Genomic DNA, 15,336 nt, shown 5'->3' with positions numbered 1-15,336 from the left:
GTATCAGGGCGCATTCCCGGTCGGAGACCGGACGCAAACCCGATGCGATCGAAGTCGCCCTTTTCTGAATCTATTTGACCGAACGTGACCGCCTTCCACAGCGCCATGTGGCTCACAACACACCCTTCCGGTGGCTCACATCGCGTTGTTGAAGCCCCAGAGCATCTCGCTCGGCCGCTCCGCCCGCTCGCGCAGCCCCTCCAGCACCTCGTGCAGGACCGGGTGCTGAAGGGTCCTCAGCTCCTCCAGGTCCAGGTCCAGCAGTTCCGGCAACGGCTCGTCCGTCATGTCCCCGTTCCTCTCCTCTCGGCCGCTCTGTGGCGCGTTCACTCCAGTTCCGCCAGCCGCTCCGCCGTGTCGTCGGCCGTCGGCTCCCCCGTGCCCAGCGTGCCCTCCGGCAGCCGCGACCACTCCGCGCGGGCGGCCCGGTAGGCCTCGCGGGCGGCCCGTGGGCGTGCGGCCGCCTCGTAGGACATACCCCGCCAGTGGTGGGCCTGCGCGCCCAGCACCACCGCTTCCTGGCGGCGGCGCTCGGTACGGGCCTCCGCCTCCGCCTCGCGGGCCGACTCGGCGGCGAGGCGGAAGGCGTCCACCGCCTCGTCGAGCCTGGTCGGGCGGCCGAGGCTGCGGTAGGCCTCGTACTGCGCCTGCCCCAGCTCCAGGCGGCAGCGGGCGGCCAGCAGCGGGCCGTCCGTGGCGGTCGCCGCGAGCCCGAAGAGGTACTCCGCCTCGCGGAGATCCACGCGGTCGCCGCGCAGCCGGTAGCGGAGGATCAGGGCACGGCCGAGCAACAGCAGCCGGAGGCCGAGCTCCCGGTTCCCCGTGGAGGTCTCCCGGCGGCAGTCCCGCAGCACCCGGATCGCCTGCGACAGCGGCGCCCACGCACGGTCGCCGGTCTCCGAGTCCGCCCGGCGCAGCAGCGCCTCGCCCCACTCGGCGAGGACCTGGGAGTACGCCGGGTCGTCCCGCGGCATCTCCGCCGCCGCGCTCGCGAACGCGTTGGCCGCGTCCTGGAGTTCGCGCGGATCGCCGGTCTCCGCGTACCGGGCGACCCGGACGCGCCCGGCCCGCAGATGCAGGGCGGACCGCTGGCCGCGCTTCCGGGTGACCGCCAGCGCCTCGTCGAGCAGGTCCTGGGCCTCGTCCAGGGAGGCGCCCGCGCACAACAGGGCGTCCACCAGGTCGAGCCGTACCCTGACCCGGTCCGGGGCCTCGGGGGCGGCCTCCAGGGCATCGCGCAGCGACCTGGACGCCTGTTCCGCGTAGCCGCGGGCCTGCTCGGGGTCGGTCGTCGCCCCGGACAGGCGCAGCAGGATCCGGCCGTGCGCGCGCGGCAGTTCGGGCGGGCGGTGCCGGCGGTCCGGCCAGGCGTCGGCGAACGCCTCCAGCATGCCGACCGCGCTCTGCAGCAGCGCGCTGTCGCCGCCGAGGCTCCACTGCGCCTCCAGCGCACCGACCCGCTCCAGCGTGAGCCGCAGCGCCTCCCGCTGATCGAGGTCGGGGGCGCCGCAGGCCACCGCGTACTCCCGGTCCGCGCGGCGCAGCAGGTCGAGGGCGCCCGAACGGTCGCCGTGCCGCCTGCGGTCGGTGGCGGCGGCCCGCAACACCTGGGCCAGGACGGCCCGTTCACGCCGGGCGTGCGGGTGGGCCACGGCCCGCTCCGCCGCCTCCTCGGCCTCGTGCAGCAGCTCGGCGCCGCCCTGTACCTCCCACAGGCGCAGGGTGCAGTGCGCGTACTCGGCCCACAGCTCCGGGTCCGCGCCCACCGGCTCCTCGTGCCCGGTGGCCCCGCGCAGCAGCTGCACGGCGTCGATCAGGTCCTGCACCATGCCCTCGGTGTCGAACCGGGCGAGCAGGGCGCGGGCCCGGTCGACCGCCTGGTGGGTGCGGTGTTCGCCCGGCCGTACGGCGGTGTCGCGGGCGCCGTACAGGCGGAACTGCTCGGGCAGCGGCATGAAGCGCTCCAGTACGCGGGCGGCGACCTCGGCGAAGGGCTGCGGGACCAGGGTCGCGTCGCCGTTGTCGCCGTTGCGCGCCGGGTAGCCGGTCCCCGGCGGGGTGTACGGCCGCCCGGAGCCGCCGTCACCCAGCTGGGCGAGGGCGAGGGCCGGGAAGTTGGGGCCGCCCTTGCCGAAGTGCTGCTCGATGTACTCGGAGCAGTGCTTGAGGACGAGCAGGGCCTCGTCGCGGCCGAGCGCGGAGAGCAGCGCCTCCTGGATCTCGGGGGCCATCTCGTACCACTGGGTGCCGTCCGTGTTTTGATCGTTTTGATCGTTCTGATCGACGTACTCCTCGCGGGCCCGGGTGACCAGGCCGCCGAGCAGCACCTCGGCGAGTTCGGAGGGGCCGGAGTCGGGCAGCATGGTCCGCTGGACCAGTTGCATCACCGGGAGGCTGAGCGGGGCGGCGGCCAGGTAGACGGCGAGCCGGCCGGCGCTCGGGGAGGCGGCGGACTGGAACCTGCTGACCCGCTCGATCGGCGACGGCGGGCGCCCGGCGCGTACCGCCTGCGCGGGCGGCTGGTCGACGCGCACCCAGCCCACCGCGCCCGCCACCGGCCCGGCACCGACGCCGGACAGCAGCCTCGCCCACGCGCCGAGCGCCACGGGCTCGGGTGGCAGCACCGGCACCGGTACGGCGCCCCGTGGCCCGCCCGACGGGGTACCGGCCGGGGTGCGCACGCGCAGCGCGGTGGCGCCGCCCAGTGTCTCGCCGCGGCTCAGCTCGCCGTAGGTGACGGGCAGCCGGGTGCGGCTCCACATCCGCTGCGGCAGCGGCTGGAGCACCGCGACCGGGGCCTGCCGGGAGAGGTGGTGCAGCAGCCGGTGGGCGCGGCCGCTGTGCCACAGCGGTCCGGCGCAGTCGCTGATCAGGACGGTGATCCGGCGCCCGGTCGGGTCGCTGAGGCGGTCCGCGGTGTGCAGCGGTGCCGTGCGCACGTCCGCGCTGCGGCTGACCGCCGGCTCGCCGTCGGGGCCGGTGTGCAGATGACTGATCTGGATGTCCCGGAAGGCGCCCAACTGGCCGAAGACCTGGACCAGTTCGGTGAACATCCGGTCCCAGACCCGCATCGAGGGGGAGGCCTCCAGGACCAGTTGGAGCCGGGCGTCGCCCCGGGTCACCGCGCGGTACACGGGCAGGATCAGACCGCCCGCGCGTGCGCTGTGCTCGGCGGTCCGCGTCTCGTCCAGTTCGGTGCGCAGGGGCGGTGCGGCGCTGCGGTAGGCCTGCAACGGCCGTAAAGCGCGCTGGAGTTCGAGTGGCGCGGGCAGCGCGGGGGCGGCGGGTACGCCGACCGGCAGCCCGGCGATCCGGCCGGCGGCCCGGCCGTGCCCGGCGCCGTGCTGCTGCGGTACGGGGTACAGGGAGGCACGGCGGTCGGCTCCGCCGGCCTCGGAGGCGACCGGCGCCGGCCGCGGCGGCCGGCGCGCGCCACCCGTGGCCGAGGGGTCATCCTGCGGGTCCTTCGGCGGTGCGACGCTCCCCTTCGGCAGGCGGCCACCGGGCCCGGGGACCACCTGCTCCTCCGCCGCCTCGACGGCGGGCCGCGCCCATCGGGCCAGCCACAGGGCGTCGCTCAGCCCCTCGGTGTCCGGGTCGAGCCCGACCTCGCGCAGCCTGCGGACGAGTTCGGCCACCGGATCGCCGTCGGCGACGCCGCCCGGCTCCGGGCCGCCGGCGACAGCGCCGGGGCCGCCCCGCCCGGGGTCCCCGTCGGCCCTCGCGGCCGCCTCGGGCCCGCCGGAGGGGTCGCAGCGGTCCCCCGCCGGGTCGCCGGGGGGCAGTCCGGGCTCGCCCGGTGCCCGGTCCGGGTCGGGTGGCAGAGAGCCGTGTCGCGGCGCTGCGTCCGGCATCAGCGCCTCACCTCGGGCGGTCGAGTCGCTGGATGAGCAGCTCGGCGAGGCGGTCGCGGCTGGGCGGGGCGGCCGCGTCGGTGAGGTAGATGGCGTTCAGCAACTGGTCGGCGGCGAGGAGTTCACTGCGGGAGCGTTCCAGGAAGCGGCTGATCAGGTCGTCGCCCGCGCGGGCCGCCTCGTCGCCGAGGTGGGCGCGGACGAAGGTGGCGAGGCGGTTGTGGTCGGGGCGGTCCAGTTCGAGGTGGATGCAACGGCGCATCAGCGGGGCCGGGAAGTCCCGCTCGCCGTTGCTGGTGAGCACCACGAACGGGAAGGCCCGGCAGCGCACCCGGCCGTCCCGGACCCGGACCTTCGTGCCGTCGGCGGTGAGCACCTCGGCCTCGCCGTCCGGCAGCCGGTCGGCGATCCGCTGCAGCTCGGGTATCTCGAACTCCCCTTCCTCCAGCACGTTCAGCAGATCGTTGGGCAGGTCGATGTCGCTCTTGTCCAGCTCGTCGATCAGCAGCACGCGCGGGGTGTCGGAGGGGAGCAGGGCCGTGCCGAGCGGGCCCAGCCGGATGTAGCTGCCGATCGCCTCCACCGCACCCGGGGTGCCGCCGGCCGCGCCGTACCCGCCCTGAGCGGCGATCTGCACGTCCTGGAGCCGGGCGATGGCGTCGTAGTGGTAGAGGCCGTCCTGGAGCGCGGAGCGGCTGACGATGGACCAGCGCAGGACGTCGCCCAGACCGAGTTCGTACGCCACCGAGTGCGCCAGGGTGCTCTTGCCCGCGCCGGGGCTGCCGGTGACGAGAAGCGGGCGGCGCAGATACAGCGCCGCGTTGATCATCTCCAGCTCCTCGGCGCCCGGCCGGTGCAGCTCGGCCATATGCCGGTTGGCGCCGAGCCTGCGGTCCCGGGAGCCGTCGCCGCCGCCACCCTCGGCGGTCCGGCCGGTGAAGTCCCGCCAAGGGGGCGGCGGGGGCAGCCTGGTCATGCCGTCGTGGGGTTCGCCGGCGCCTCGGTAGATGAGCCACTCACTGGATTCGGTCATGTCCGGTCCTCGTCGTCACTCGTCCGTCCGGTCCCCACGGCAGCCATCGAACGTGCATCACGTTATCGACCTTCAGGAGACCCCGTAAGGGCCTCACACAGGGCGCGCGAGTTCACGGCGCCTGGAGCAGGTCACCCGTACCGGGCAGGGGTTGGTGCGGGTCGTCGTACAGGAGAGCGATGTCCTTGGCCCAGAACGCCTCCGTGAGCCCCTCGCGCACCTGTTTGCGCAACCTGTGCACCGATTCGGGCAGCTCCCAGGCGCCGTCCACGTCGTAGACGGTCATCCTGGCGCCCCGGTGGAACTCACCGCACACGGAGTCGGTCTGGCGGCTCCAGCGGCGCCACAGCACCACCCCGTACCCCGCCCGGACGATCCGGCCGAGTGCGGTGGGGTCGTCCGGGTAACGCTGGTCGCCCTGCCGGCACAGCACCGGGACGGTCCCGGGCGCGAGGCCGCGCAGCACGGCCACGTCGGACACGGGCCGGCGCACCGCGTCGTCGCAGTCCAGTATCTCGGCCCTGGCCCGGTTCTCGGCCCGCTCGCGCCCTTCGTGCACCCGGTGCCAGCGGTCGCGGCGGTCGGACTCCTCGTCGTCGCCGGGGAGTCCGTCGCCGGGGAGTCCGTCGCCGTACCAGCCGTCCTCCTCCCCCGGCAGCTGGTCGCGGTCCTTGCAGCGGACCAGGACCGGCCGTTCGACGCCCAACGGGTCGGCGCCGGGCCGCAGCCGCCACTCGTCCACCGGGAGGTCGAGCAGCAGATGCGGCAGGGCGGCGTGCAGCGGGACCGGCCGGCCGGGCTCGTCACAGCGGCGGAAGGCCTCGGCGAGCGGATCCGCGACCCGGGCGGCGAGGTCGGCGAGCGGGGCGCCCTGCCCGTCGTCCAGCCGGGTCGTCCCGCCGTCGGCCCGCACCACCGCGACCGACCAGTCGCAGTAGCCGCGGTTCCAGGCCAGATGGTCCACTTCGAGCAGGACGGACTGGTCGTGCGCGGTGCCCTGCGGGTGCTCCCGGCCCTGCTCCCCCGCCGCGCCCCCGGTCCGGTGCTCGCCGCGGTCGCGGCCGGTCCGCTCGCGCAGCCGGTCGCCGAGGTGCTGGGTGCGCCTGCGGGCCAGCTCGCTGCGGTAGTCGCTGTCCAGCCGGGTCGCGGCCTGCTTGATCCACTCCCACAGGGCCTGTTCGGCGTCGAGCACGAAGGGTGTGACCGGGCGCTCGGCGGTCATGACCCGCATCGCGTACTCGGCGACCAGCCGGAGCGCGCCGTCGTTGCGCACGTTCTCGTACAGCGCGCCGAGGCCGTCACGCCAGCCGCGCGGCGCGGGCGACAGGGTCGGCAGCCGGAAGTTCGGCAGCGACTGGAGGATGTCGAGCAGGCCACGGGTGCTGTCCGGCGGCGGCAGGTCGGCGAGCCGGCCGAGCAGTTCCGCCCGCTCGTCCGGGCTCAGGGTGCGGCCCGGCCGGGCCCCGAGTTCGGCCTGGAGGTCGGTCCAGGTGGGGCGCCCGTCGTCGGTGGGCTGCTGGCGGTCACGGTGGTAGCGGTCGTGGGCGTGGCAGACGGCCTGGTAGAGGTCGTGCTGGTACGGGTCGTGGTGGCGCAGCCCGTGCCGGTACAGGTCGTGCCGCCGGTCGCCCGGCGCCGTCGGCAGGGTGCGCAGCCGCTCGATCCCGATCGAGGTGCCGCCCGATCCGTGGTCCGCGCGTGACTTGAGCACGCCGACGACCTCGCCGCGCACCGGGTCGATCACCGGCCCGCCGGAGACGCCGAGCGGCAGGTCGTTCTCCCCGAGGCGCATCTGGGCGCCCGTGGACCAGCCGCCGATGGTGCCGTGCACGGTCAGGAATCCGTCGTGCGGCTGCGGCCGGCCCTGGAAGGGCGCCCAGCCGGCGTAGAACACCCGGCCCTCGGTGTAGTGCGGCATCGGCCGCTCGGAGACGTAGACACAGTCGTGGTCCACCGGCTCGCGCAACCGCACGAGCGCCAGGTCCGGAGCGGGCCAGCTGCTCGGGACGGGACGGTCGACGTGCTCCGGGAGGGTCGCGGCGACCTTGCCGGGCACCGCGCAGGGCTCCTCGAAGGGACCGGGCTGATAGATCACCGTGACCTCGCCCCCTTCCCCGCCGTCGATCACATGGGCGCAGGTCAGCACCCAGTTCGGTGCGATGAAGAAACCACTGCCGAGGAACGCCCCCGACTCCTCCGGGGCATACCCGACACCTGTGCGATGGATGCGTACGGTGGCCGCCATCACGAGTTCACGCAGCGCATGGTGGGCCGGCTCCCAGCCGCCGGACGCGCCCCCCTCGTGCCGGTCCGTCATTCCGCGCCCCCGGCCCCGGCTCCCTGGACGCCCCCTTGCACCGGGGCGCCGCCGGATGCGCCCGCGCGAGCGACCGGGGAGCCGTCGGGACCGGCGTCCGGGTCGGGCGGGCCGTCTCCGCGCCAGGTCAGGGTGACCGTGAGGGCCGCCTTCGCCTCCCCGTCCGCGAGCAGCCCGACCACCTTGCCCGCCTTCGCGGTCAGCTCGATGCCGAACTCGACGCTCACCTCGTCGGGCCGCACCGCCCGCAACGGCTCGGCGAGCGACCGCGCCACCCCGCCGACCAGCGAGTTCAGACTCTCGACGGTCGCCTCCACGCGGTCGGTGAAGCCGGTGTCCGTGAACGACAACTCCCCCGACGGCACGGCCAGTTCCTCGGCCCCCGAGATCCGCGCCCATACCGGCGTACCGTCCGGCAACCGCACCCGCGCTATCCGCGTAGCGTCCTGCTCCATTCCGCTCCCCCGTTCCCCCGAGCCCCGTGTGCTCCGTACGCCGTATCGTTCGTGGTTTCCCGCCCTTCCCGCACGGGAAGACATCGCCGCTTCAATCCACGGGGAAAGAGTCCTTCCCCCGGGAGCCGGGCCCTACCCCTGTGCCGCCCCGAAGCCGTGGGACCCACAGTCGTCACCCCGGCCGCGGCGGTGCGCTCCCGACGCCCACAGGGTTGCCCCGGCGGGACATCGACCCCGGCCGGGGCATGACGGCCCCAGCCTCGGTCACGGCCGCGGCCGGGGGTGGGCCGTTTGAAGACGACGGGCCCGCGCCGCCCCGGCGCGCAGCACAGGCGATCGGGTGCACCCCTGTGCGCGCAGAGGGGCGCACCAGACCGGGCAGGGACCCGGCACGCATGACGGGCCGGCTCCCAGCCGCCGGATGCGCACCCGCCGTGCCGGTCCGTCACTCCGCGCCCTCTGCTCCGGCCCCCTGGGCGCCCCCGTGCACCGGCGGGCCGCCCTACGCTGGTATCCAGCAACCCCAGCACCCGTACCTACGCTGGCCCAGCAATCCCACGCACACCCGTACCTACGCAGGAGACCGACCCATGTACTTCACCGACCGCGGCATCGAGGAACTGGAGAAGCGGCGCGGCGAGGAAGAGATCACCTTCGAGTGGCTCGCGGAACAGCTCCGCACGTTCGTCGACCTGAACCCCGACTTCGAGGTCCCGGTGGAGCGCCTGGCGACGTGGCTGGCGCGGCTGGACGACGAGGACGAGGAGTAGGCGCCCGGTCAGGGCGCGGGGAACCGCGCGACCAGCCCCACCGGCCCACAGCCGCAGCCGCAGCCGCAGTACGGACCTGAGCCCCGGGGTCCCTCAGTCCCGCGGGAACACCGTCTCGTACGACAGCTCCAGCGCCCCGTGCACCATCAGCACCGTCCCCACCACGGCCCACCTCACACTGCGCCGCCGCACCCCCCACGCGGCGGCCGGCACCCCCACCGCCACCTCGGCCAGGGCCAGCCGACGGGCCCTGGGCATCCCGCCCTCGGCCACACACGTGAGGACCGCAAGCAGCCCGCGCACACGCGCGCGCGTGTCGGCCTCCGGGGACCAGCGCCTGGACCGGGGCTGGGACTGGGACTGGGACCGGAGCTGGGGCTGGGGCCAGGGCTTGGGCTGAGGCCGGGAGACGGCCTTGGATTCGTCCGTCGGCATGGATACACGCTAAGCAATTCATCCACTTGCCGCCCGATATGCGGCCCCTCGCACGGCCCGGCTTGCGACCCGCCCACACCTCCCCGACGTCAAGTCCAAGCCCAATCGGCCACCCCAAAGGGTGTCTTGACTTCCGACAGCCACGATATATCGTGTTTACAGAAGACGCGATATGGCGCGAGCCGTGCATGCGCGTCCGTGTCCAGCCGTCATGCCCGGCCGAGGGAGGTCCGCACCATGTCCGAGTGGTCCGTCGCTGAGCCCAGGAAGCTCACCTTCGACACCCCCGTGAGCGATCTGCACGTGCGCATCGTCAACGGAACAGTCAACGTCGTGGGCACGGACGAGGGTTCCGCCCGCCTGGAAGTCTCCGAGATCGAGGGCCCGCCCCTGATCGTCACGCACCGGGACGGCACCCTCACGGTGGCCTACGAGGACCTGCCCTGGAAGGGCTTCCTCAAGTGGCTCGACCGCAAGGGCTGGCGGCGCAGCGCGGTCGTCTCGCTCGCCGTCCCGGCGGACACCCGCGTGGAGGTCGGCGTGGTCGGCGCCGCCGCGGTCGTCTCCGGGATCAGTGGTACGTCGGTGGTCAAGGGCGTCACCGGCGACACGACCCTGGTCGGCCTCGCCGGCGAGGTCCGCGCGGACACCGTCTCCGGGAACCTGGAGGCCCAGGCCGTCACCGGTGACCTGCGGTTCAACTCCGTGTCCGGCGACCTGACCGTCGTCGAGGGCTCGGGCTCCGCCGTGCGCGCCGAGTCGGTCAGCGGCTCGATGATCATCGACCTGGACCCGGACGGCCCGACGGATGTCCGGCTGACCAGCGTCTCCGGCGAGATCGCCATCCGGCTGCCGCATCCGGCCGACGCCGAGGTCGAGGCCAACACCGCGAGCGGCACGATCTCCAACGCCTTCGACGGGCTGCGGGTGCACGGTCAGTGGGGCGCCCACAAGATCACCGGCCGCCTCGGCGCGGGCACCGGCAAGCTCCGCGCCACCACGGTCTCCGGCTCCATCGCCCTGCTGCGCCGCCCGCCCAAGGAGGACGACGACGAGAAGACCGCCTGGGGGGCCGAACCGACGCCCGCCCCCTCGGAACCGACGGGTCCGGCCGCCCCCTCCGCGCCCACCGCCGGGTCCGAGTCCGGCTCCGGCTCCGGCTCCGCAGCCCCGGCCGACGGTACGACCGACAAGAAGGTGCTCTGAGATGCCTCCCGTCTTCGCCCACGGCCGCCTTCGCCTCTACCTGCTCAAGCTGCTGGACGAGGCCCCGCGCCACGGCTACGAAGTGATCCGGCTGCTGGAAGAGCGCTTCCAGGGCCTGTACGCCCCGTCGGCGGGCACCGTCTACCCCCGCCTCGCCAAGCTGGAGGCCGAGGGTCTGGTCACCCACACCACCGAGGGCGGCCGCAAGGTCTACGCCATCACGGACGCCGGCCGCGCCGAACTGGCCGACCGCAGCGGCGAGCTGGCCGACCTGGAGCTGGAGATCCGCGAGTCGGTGGCCGAACTGGCCGCGGAGATAAGGGCCGACGTACGCGGCGCGGCCGGCGATCTGCGCCGCGAGGTGCGGGCTGCCGCCTCCGAGGCCCGGCGCGGCAGCGGGACGGGGAGCGGCGACCTCGGTGACCTCGGTGACGGGGAGTCCTGGCGGGCCGCCAAGGAGGAGATGCGGCGCGTCAAGCAGGAGTGGAAGGAGCAGGCCCGCCGCGCCAAGGACGAGAGCCGCCGGGCCCGTGACGAGGCCCAGCGGGCCCGCCGACAGGCCCAGGAGGCCCAGTCCCGGGCCCGCGCCCAGGCCCAGGAGGAGATGCAGCGCATCGCCCACCGGGTGCAGGAGCACGTCCAGGACCACTTCGCCCGCGGTGACTGGCCGACAGGGGTCCGCGAGGGCCTGGCCGAACTCGCCAAGGAGTTCGGGGAGTTCGGAAAGGACTACGGCAAGGACTTCGGGAAGGACTTCGGCTTCGGCGGCCGGACCGAGCCGCAGCCCGGGTCAGGCCCGGACCTCCGCAAGCCGACCCCGCCCCAGGCACAGACTCCGACACCGGAGTATGCGGAGACCCCGGAGGACTTCCCGGCGCAGTACGTCCCGGAGTGGGCGCACGGCGACGAGACCGGCACCGGCGACCCGGCCCGCGACCTCGACCGGCTCCTGGACCGCTTCCGCGACGACATCCGGGACGCGGCCCGCGATTACGGAGTCACCGCGGAGCAGCTCGGCGACACCCGCCGCCACCTGTCCACGGCGGCGGCCCGCATCGGAGCGCTGCTGCGCGGCCCGAAGTCCTGAGGACCGGCGAGCGACAGCGGGCCGCCCCCACACGGCCCGCCCGCTTCCCCTCCCCCTCACGTCCCCCTCACGTCCCCTCACGTCCCCCTCGCGCAGGACTTGGCCGCTCGCCCGCCGCTCAGGAGTTGGTCAGGACGATCTTCCCGAACTGGTCGCCTGACTCCAGCCGTGCGAAGCCCTCGCGGGCGCGGTCGAGCGGGAGCAGTTCGTCGATGACCGGGCGTACCCCGGTGGCGGCGCAGAAGGCGAGCAGGTCCTCCAGCTCGTCCTTGGTCCCCATGGTCGAGCCCACGACCTTCAGCTCAAGGAAGAAGATCCGGGTCAGCTCGGCGTGCGAGGGCCGGTCGCCGCTGGTGGCGCCGGAGATGACGATGGTGCCGCCGGGCCGCAGCGACTTCACCGAGTGGGACCAGGTGGCGGCGCCGACGGTCTCGATCACGGCGTCCACGCGCTGCGGCAGCCGGGCGCCCGGTTCCACCGCCTCGACGGCGCCCAGTTCCAGGGCCCGCTTCCGCTTCGCCTCGTCCCGGCTGGTGGCGAAGACCCGCAGCCCCGCGGCCTTGCCGAGCACGATCGCGGCGGTGGCGACCCCGCCGCCCGCGCCCTGCACGAGGACCGAGTCACCGGGACGGACGCCCGCGTTGGTGAACAGCATCCGGTACGCCGTCAGCCAGGCGGTGGGCAGGCAGGCGGCCTCCGCGAAGGAGAGTTCCTTCGGCTTGGGCAGGAGGTTCCAGGTGGGTACGGCGACCTGCTCGGCGAAGGTGCCCTGGTAGCGCTCGGTGAGGATGGACCGGGGCTCGTTCGGCGCGACCCCGTGGCCGGTCTGCCCGATCACGGAGTGCAGGACGACCTCGTTGCCGTCCGCGTCGACACCGGCGGCGTCACAGCCGAGGATCATCGGCAGCCGCTCCTCCGGGAGGCCGACGCCGCGCAGGGACCAGAGGTCGTGATGGTTGAGGGAGGCGGCCCGGACGTCGACGGTACTCCAGCCGGGGCGGGCCTCGGGGGCGGGACGGTCCCCCAACTCAAGGCCGGAGAGCGGCTGGTCGCGGTCGATTCGGGCGGCGTAGACGGCGAACATAGGGCCGACGATAGGTTCCCGGGGCCGAGGGCGAAACCGGGGGCCGCTGTGACACATCCCCTCTTGCGCACAACGCCACGTAAGAGGCGCGGGCCGTTTTCGATATGCGGCTCCGCCGCGTGGGCGCGACCGGCCCCCACCCACCGGAACCGAAACAACGACTCCGGCCACCCCGATACGGGGGTCTGGGGGCGGCAGCCCCCACGGCGACGGTCGCCCCTCGGCCACCCGAACGGGTGGGCGGGCGGGCAAAGAAATGGCCCCGCCCGAGAGGGCGGGGCCATCCGGGTTACCGGCGGGCGACGCCCTCGGCGCGCGCAGCCGCGGCCACCGCCGCAGTCACCGCCGGCGCGACCCGCTCGTCGAACGGCGACGGAATAACGTAGTCCGCCGCAAGGTCGTCACCGACGACCGACGCCAGCGCCTCCGCCGCCGCGATCTTCATCCCCTCGGTGATCCGGGAGGCCCGCACCTGGAGCGCGCCCGCGAAGATCCCGGGGAACGCCAGCACGTTGTTGATCTGGTTCGGGAAGTCCGACCGCCCGGTCGCCACGACCGCCGCGTACTTGTGGGCGACGTCGGGGTGCACCTCCGGGTTCGGGTTGGCCATGGCGAACACGAACGCGCCCTCGGCCATGGAGGCGACGGCCTCCTCCGGGACCGTACCGCCGGAGACGCCGATGAAGACGTCGGCACCGGCCAGCGCGTCCTCCAGGGTGCCCTTGAGCCCGGCCTTGTTGGTGAACCCGGCGACCTCGCGCTTGACCGCGGTGAGGTCGTCCCGGTCGGCCGAGATGATGCCCTTGCGGTCGGCCAGGGCGACGTCCCCGATGCCGGCCTCGACCAGCATCTTGGCGATCGCGACCCCGGCCGCGCCGGCGCCCGAGATCACCGCGCGCAGCTGCCCGATCTCCCGCCGGCTGAGCCGCGCCGCGTTCCGCAGCGCCGCCAGCGTCACGACGGCCGTACCGTGCTGGTCGTCGTGGAAGACCGGGATGTCGAGCCGCTCCTGGAGCTTGCGCTCGATCTCGAAGCACCGCGGTGCCGAGATGTCCTCCAGGTTGACCCCGCCGAAGGACGGGGCGAGCCGGACGACGGTCTCCACGATCTCGTCGACGTCGGTGCAGGCGAGGGCGATCGGCACCGCGTCCACGCCGCCGAACTGCTTGAAGAGGATCGCCTTGCCCTCCATCACGGGGAGGGAGGCCTCGGGGCCGATGTCCCCGAGTCCGAGCACGGCCGTGCCGTCGGTGACGACGGCCACGACGGACGACTTCCATGTGTAGTCGTTGACCAGCTCGGGCTGTTCCGCGATCGCGGTGCACACGCGCGCGACTCCGGGCGTGTACGCGAGGGAAAGGTCGTCCTTGTCACGGATCGGCACGGTGGCCTGCACGGCCATCTTGCCGCCGCGGTGCAGCGCGAACGCCGGATCGAAGGAATCGAGGGGCTCGGCCCCACCGTCCTGGTCCGAATTGCCCGGCGTGCTGTCGCTGCGAGGATTGACGATCTCCGCTGCCACTTGTCTTACCCCTTAGGTATGCATGGTTGAGGGTCGGCCGCTCCCCGGTGAGGGAGTGGACGGGCACCGCGCAGGGCCCGATCACTGATACGTACGAGTGGCACGTACGAGCACCTGCGCGACGGGCGCGCCGCACACGCGCCCTGGAGCCCCGGATGAGGGGTGTAAAGAACCTTCTTACCGGACGGACCGCTCCCACGACGAGTCGAATAGGCGCAAGGTCACATCACGGATGTCGTAGGTAACCGACAGATGAGCGGTGCGAGTGACCGGAAGACGACCACGGAGTACGGCCCGGGATGAACCGGCGGTGAACCGAAGATCTTCCGCCCAGAAGGTCGGATTCCCGCAGATGTGCGGGGCGACGGGCCGGGGAAGGCCCTACCCGTCGTGTTCCGGGGGTCACCCGTTATCCGATTTTGACATCGTGACACGCCTGAATGGAGCAATCCCAATGGCAGGATGCCGTAAACCCACGAGGTCGCGACACCCGATGGTGTGTGTTTCCGTCGACCCATCGGCATATCGACATATCAGACACATCGGTATATCGGCTTGTCCAACCCACCGCCGGAGGAACCCACCATGACCGCAAGCTCCACCCGTCGTACCACTGTCGCGCGCTCCAGGACCGCAGCGTTCGGTGCGATCGCGGTCGCAGGCGCCCTGATACTCACCGGCTGCGGTGACCAGACGGACCAGGGCGGCGACACCGGCTCCTCCTCGTCCTCGGCCCCGCTGGCGAGCAAGCTGCCGGACGACATCCGCAAGGCCGGTGTGATCAAGGTGGGCTCGGACATCGCCTACCCGCCGGTCGAGTACATGGAGAGCGGCAAGGCCGTCGGCGTCGACCCGGACATCGCGGACGCGCTGGGCAAGCAGCTGGGCGTCAAGTTCGACTTCCAGAACGGCAAGTTCGCCCAGCTCATCGTGGGTCTGCAGTCCAAGCGGTTCGACATGGTGATGTCGGCGATGAACGACACCAAGGACCGCCAGAACGGCATCGACTCCGACACCGGCAAGAAGGTCGGCAACGGCGTCGACTTCGTCGACTACTTCACCGCCGGCACCTCGATCCTCGTCCAGAAGGGCAACCCGAAGGGCATCAAGTCCCTCGACGACCTGTGCGGCAAGGTCGTCGCCCTGCAGCAGGGCACCACCTCCGAGGGCATCGCCAAGGCGCAGAGCACGAAGTGTACGAAGGACGGCAAGAAGGCCATCACCCTGCAGACCTTCGACACCGACCCCGAGGCGCTGCTCCGGCTGAAGCAGGGTGCGTCCGTCGCCGACCTGAACGACTTCCCGGTCGCGGCCTACAACGCCAAGACCTCGGGCGGCGGCAAGGACTTCGAGGTCGTCGGCGACCAGATCGAGGCCGGCCCCTACGGCATCGCGGTCACCAAGGAGAACACCCAGCTGCGTGACGCCCTCCAGGCCGCCCTCGACGCGATCATCAAGAACGGCGAATACCAGAAGATCCTGTCGAAGTGGAACGTCACGCAGGGCGCGGTCACCGAGGCGAAGACCAACGGCGGCTCCTGAGGAACCCGGGCAAGACTGAAGGGCTGTCACT

Annotated in this window: 12 protein-coding genes; 4 read left to right on the top strand and 8 right to left on the bottom strand. The window is 73.1% G+C overall.

What is annotated here, in order from left to right; genetic code table 11:
* Positions 1 to 135: 135 nt before the first annotated feature.
* From fxsA to ACGFZQ_RS09460, 5 genes are all read right to left on the bottom strand, one after another.
* Complete coding sequence (gene fxsA, locus ACGFZQ_RS09480) at positions 136 to 288, bottom strand: FxSxx-COOH cyclophane-containing RiPP peptide (RefSeq protein ID WP_351747318.1); 153 nt, start codon at positions 286 to 288, stop codon at positions 136 to 138.
* A 38-nt stretch (positions 289 to 326) separates the two neighbouring features.
* A complete protein-coding gene (locus tag ACGFZQ_RS09475) occupies positions 327 to 3,854 on the bottom strand; it encodes an SAV_2336 N-terminal domain-related protein (RefSeq protein WP_393839807.1) in 3,528 nt (1,175 codons plus the stop codon).
* Between the two features lie 7 nt (positions 3,855 to 3,861).
* The gene (locus ACGFZQ_RS09470; RefSeq protein ID WP_351747321.1) at positions 3,862 to 4,887 is read right to left on the bottom strand and encodes a MoxR family ATPase; all 1,026 of its coding nucleotides are present in this window, start codon (positions 4,885 to 4,887) and stop codon (positions 3,862 to 3,864) included.
* Positions 4,888 to 4,999: 112 nt separating this feature from the next.
* The gene (locus tag ACGFZQ_RS09465; RefSeq protein WP_393839806.1) at positions 5,000 to 7,204 is read right to left on the bottom strand and encodes a trypsin-like peptidase domain-containing protein; all 2,205 of its coding nucleotides are present in this window, start codon (positions 7,202 to 7,204) and stop codon (positions 5,000 to 5,002) included.
* Complete coding sequence (locus tag ACGFZQ_RS09460) at positions 7,201 to 7,659, bottom strand: CU044_2847 family protein (RefSeq protein WP_393839805.1); 459 nt, start codon at positions 7,657 to 7,659, stop codon at positions 7,201 to 7,203. Before ACGFZQ_RS09460 ends, ACGFZQ_RS09465 begins: the two co-directional genes overlap by 4 nt.
* Before the next feature lie 590 nt (positions 7,660 to 8,249).
* Between ACGFZQ_RS09460 and ACGFZQ_RS09455 the strand changes: the two genes are divergently transcribed.
* Positions 8,250 to 8,429 (top strand): DUF6104 family protein, encoded by a 180-nt coding sequence (locus ACGFZQ_RS09455; RefSeq protein ID WP_152776632.1) that lies wholly within the window; start codon positions 8,250 to 8,252, stop codon positions 8,427 to 8,429.
* A gap of 93 nt (positions 8,430 to 8,522) precedes the next feature.
* On the opposite strand, the gene ACGFZQ_RS09450 is transcribed toward ACGFZQ_RS09455, so the two are convergent.
* Positions 8,523 to 8,864 (bottom strand): hypothetical protein, encoded by a 342-nt coding sequence (locus tag ACGFZQ_RS09450; protein ID WP_393839804.1) that lies wholly within the window; start codon positions 8,862 to 8,864, stop codon positions 8,523 to 8,525.
* 237 nt (positions 8,865 to 9,101) lie between these two features.
* Here ACGFZQ_RS09450 and ACGFZQ_RS09445 point away from each other — a divergent pair, with 237 nt between their 5' ends.
* Together ACGFZQ_RS09445 and ACGFZQ_RS09440 are read left to right on the top strand one after the other, a co-directional pair.
* Positions 9,102 to 10,070 (top strand): DUF4097 domain-containing protein, encoded by a 969-nt coding sequence (locus ACGFZQ_RS09445; protein WP_393839803.1) that lies wholly within the window; start codon positions 9,102 to 9,104, stop codon positions 10,068 to 10,070.
* Between the two features lies 1 nt (position 10,071).
* Complete coding sequence (locus ACGFZQ_RS09440) at positions 10,072 to 11,157, top strand: helix-turn-helix transcriptional regulator (RefSeq protein WP_393839802.1); 1,086 nt, start codon at positions 10,072 to 10,074, stop codon at positions 11,155 to 11,157.
* 118 nt (positions 11,158 to 11,275) lie between these two features.
* On the opposite strand, the gene ACGFZQ_RS09435 is transcribed toward ACGFZQ_RS09440, so the two are convergent.
* Positions 11,276 to 12,241, bottom strand: coding sequence for a zinc-binding dehydrogenase (locus tag ACGFZQ_RS09435; protein WP_351747332.1), 966 nt, complete (start codon positions 12,239 to 12,241; stop codon positions 11,276 to 11,278).
* A gap of 289 nt (positions 12,242 to 12,530) precedes the next feature.
* Positions 12,531 to 13,763 carry an NADP-dependent malic enzyme gene (locus ACGFZQ_RS09430; protein ID WP_351747334.1) on the bottom strand — a complete coding sequence of 411 codons (1,233 nt, stop codon included), beginning with the start codon at positions 13,761 to 13,763 and terminating at the stop codon, positions 12,531 to 12,533.
* A gap of 585 nt (positions 13,764 to 14,348) precedes the next feature.
* Between ACGFZQ_RS09430 and ACGFZQ_RS09425 the strand changes: the two genes are divergently transcribed.
* Positions 14,349 to 15,305 (top strand): ABC transporter substrate-binding protein, encoded by a 957-nt coding sequence (locus ACGFZQ_RS09425; RefSeq protein ID WP_393839801.1) that lies wholly within the window; start codon positions 14,349 to 14,351, stop codon positions 15,303 to 15,305.
* Positions 15,306 to 15,336 lie beyond the last annotated feature (31 nt).

The organism is Streptomyces sp. NPDC048254 (genome assembly GCF_043201895.1).
GTDB lineage: Bacteria > Actinomycetota > Actinomycetes > Streptomycetales > Streptomycetaceae > Streptomyces.
This window is presented reverse-complemented; position numbering and strand designations above follow the sequence as displayed.

Excerpts from the sequence above, each read along its gene's own strand:
- fxsA (WP_351747318.1), bottom strand. The coding sequence starts at position 288 with ATGACGGACGAGCCGTTGCCGGAACTGCTGGACCTGGACCTGGAGGAG.
- ACGFZQ_RS09475 (WP_393839807.1), bottom strand. The coding sequence starts at position 3,854 with ATGCCGGACGCAGCGCCGCGACACGGCTCTCTGCCACCCGACCCGGAC.
- ACGFZQ_RS09470 (WP_351747321.1), bottom strand. The coding sequence starts at position 4,887 with ATGACCGAATCCAGTGAGTGGCTCATCTACCGAGGCGCCGGCGAACCC.
- ACGFZQ_RS09465 (WP_393839806.1), bottom strand. The coding sequence starts at position 7,204 with ATGACGGACCGGCACGAGGGGGGCGCGTCCGGCGGCTGGGAGCCGGCC.
- ACGFZQ_RS09460 (WP_393839805.1), bottom strand. The coding sequence starts at position 7,659 with ATGGAGCAGGACGCTACGCGGATAGCGCGGGTGCGGTTGCCGGACGGT.
- ACGFZQ_RS09455 (WP_152776632.1), top strand. The coding sequence starts at position 8,250 with ATGTACTTCACCGACCGCGGCATCGAGGAACTGGAGAAGCGGCGCGGC.
- ACGFZQ_RS09450 (WP_393839804.1), bottom strand. The coding sequence starts at position 8,864 with ATGCCGACGGACGAATCCAAGGCCGTCTCCCGGCCTCAGCCCAAGCCC.
- ACGFZQ_RS09445 (WP_393839803.1), top strand. The coding sequence starts at position 9,102 with ATGTCCGAGTGGTCCGTCGCTGAGCCCAGGAAGCTCACCTTCGACACC.
- ACGFZQ_RS09440 (WP_393839802.1), top strand. The coding sequence starts at position 10,072 with ATGCCTCCCGTCTTCGCCCACGGCCGCCTTCGCCTCTACCTGCTCAAG.
- ACGFZQ_RS09435 (WP_351747332.1), bottom strand. The coding sequence starts at position 12,241 with ATGTTCGCCGTCTACGCCGCCCGAATCGACCGCGACCAGCCGCTCTCC.
- ACGFZQ_RS09425 (WP_393839801.1), top strand. The coding sequence starts at position 14,349 with ATGACCGCAAGCTCCACCCGTCGTACCACTGTCGCGCGCTCCAGGACC.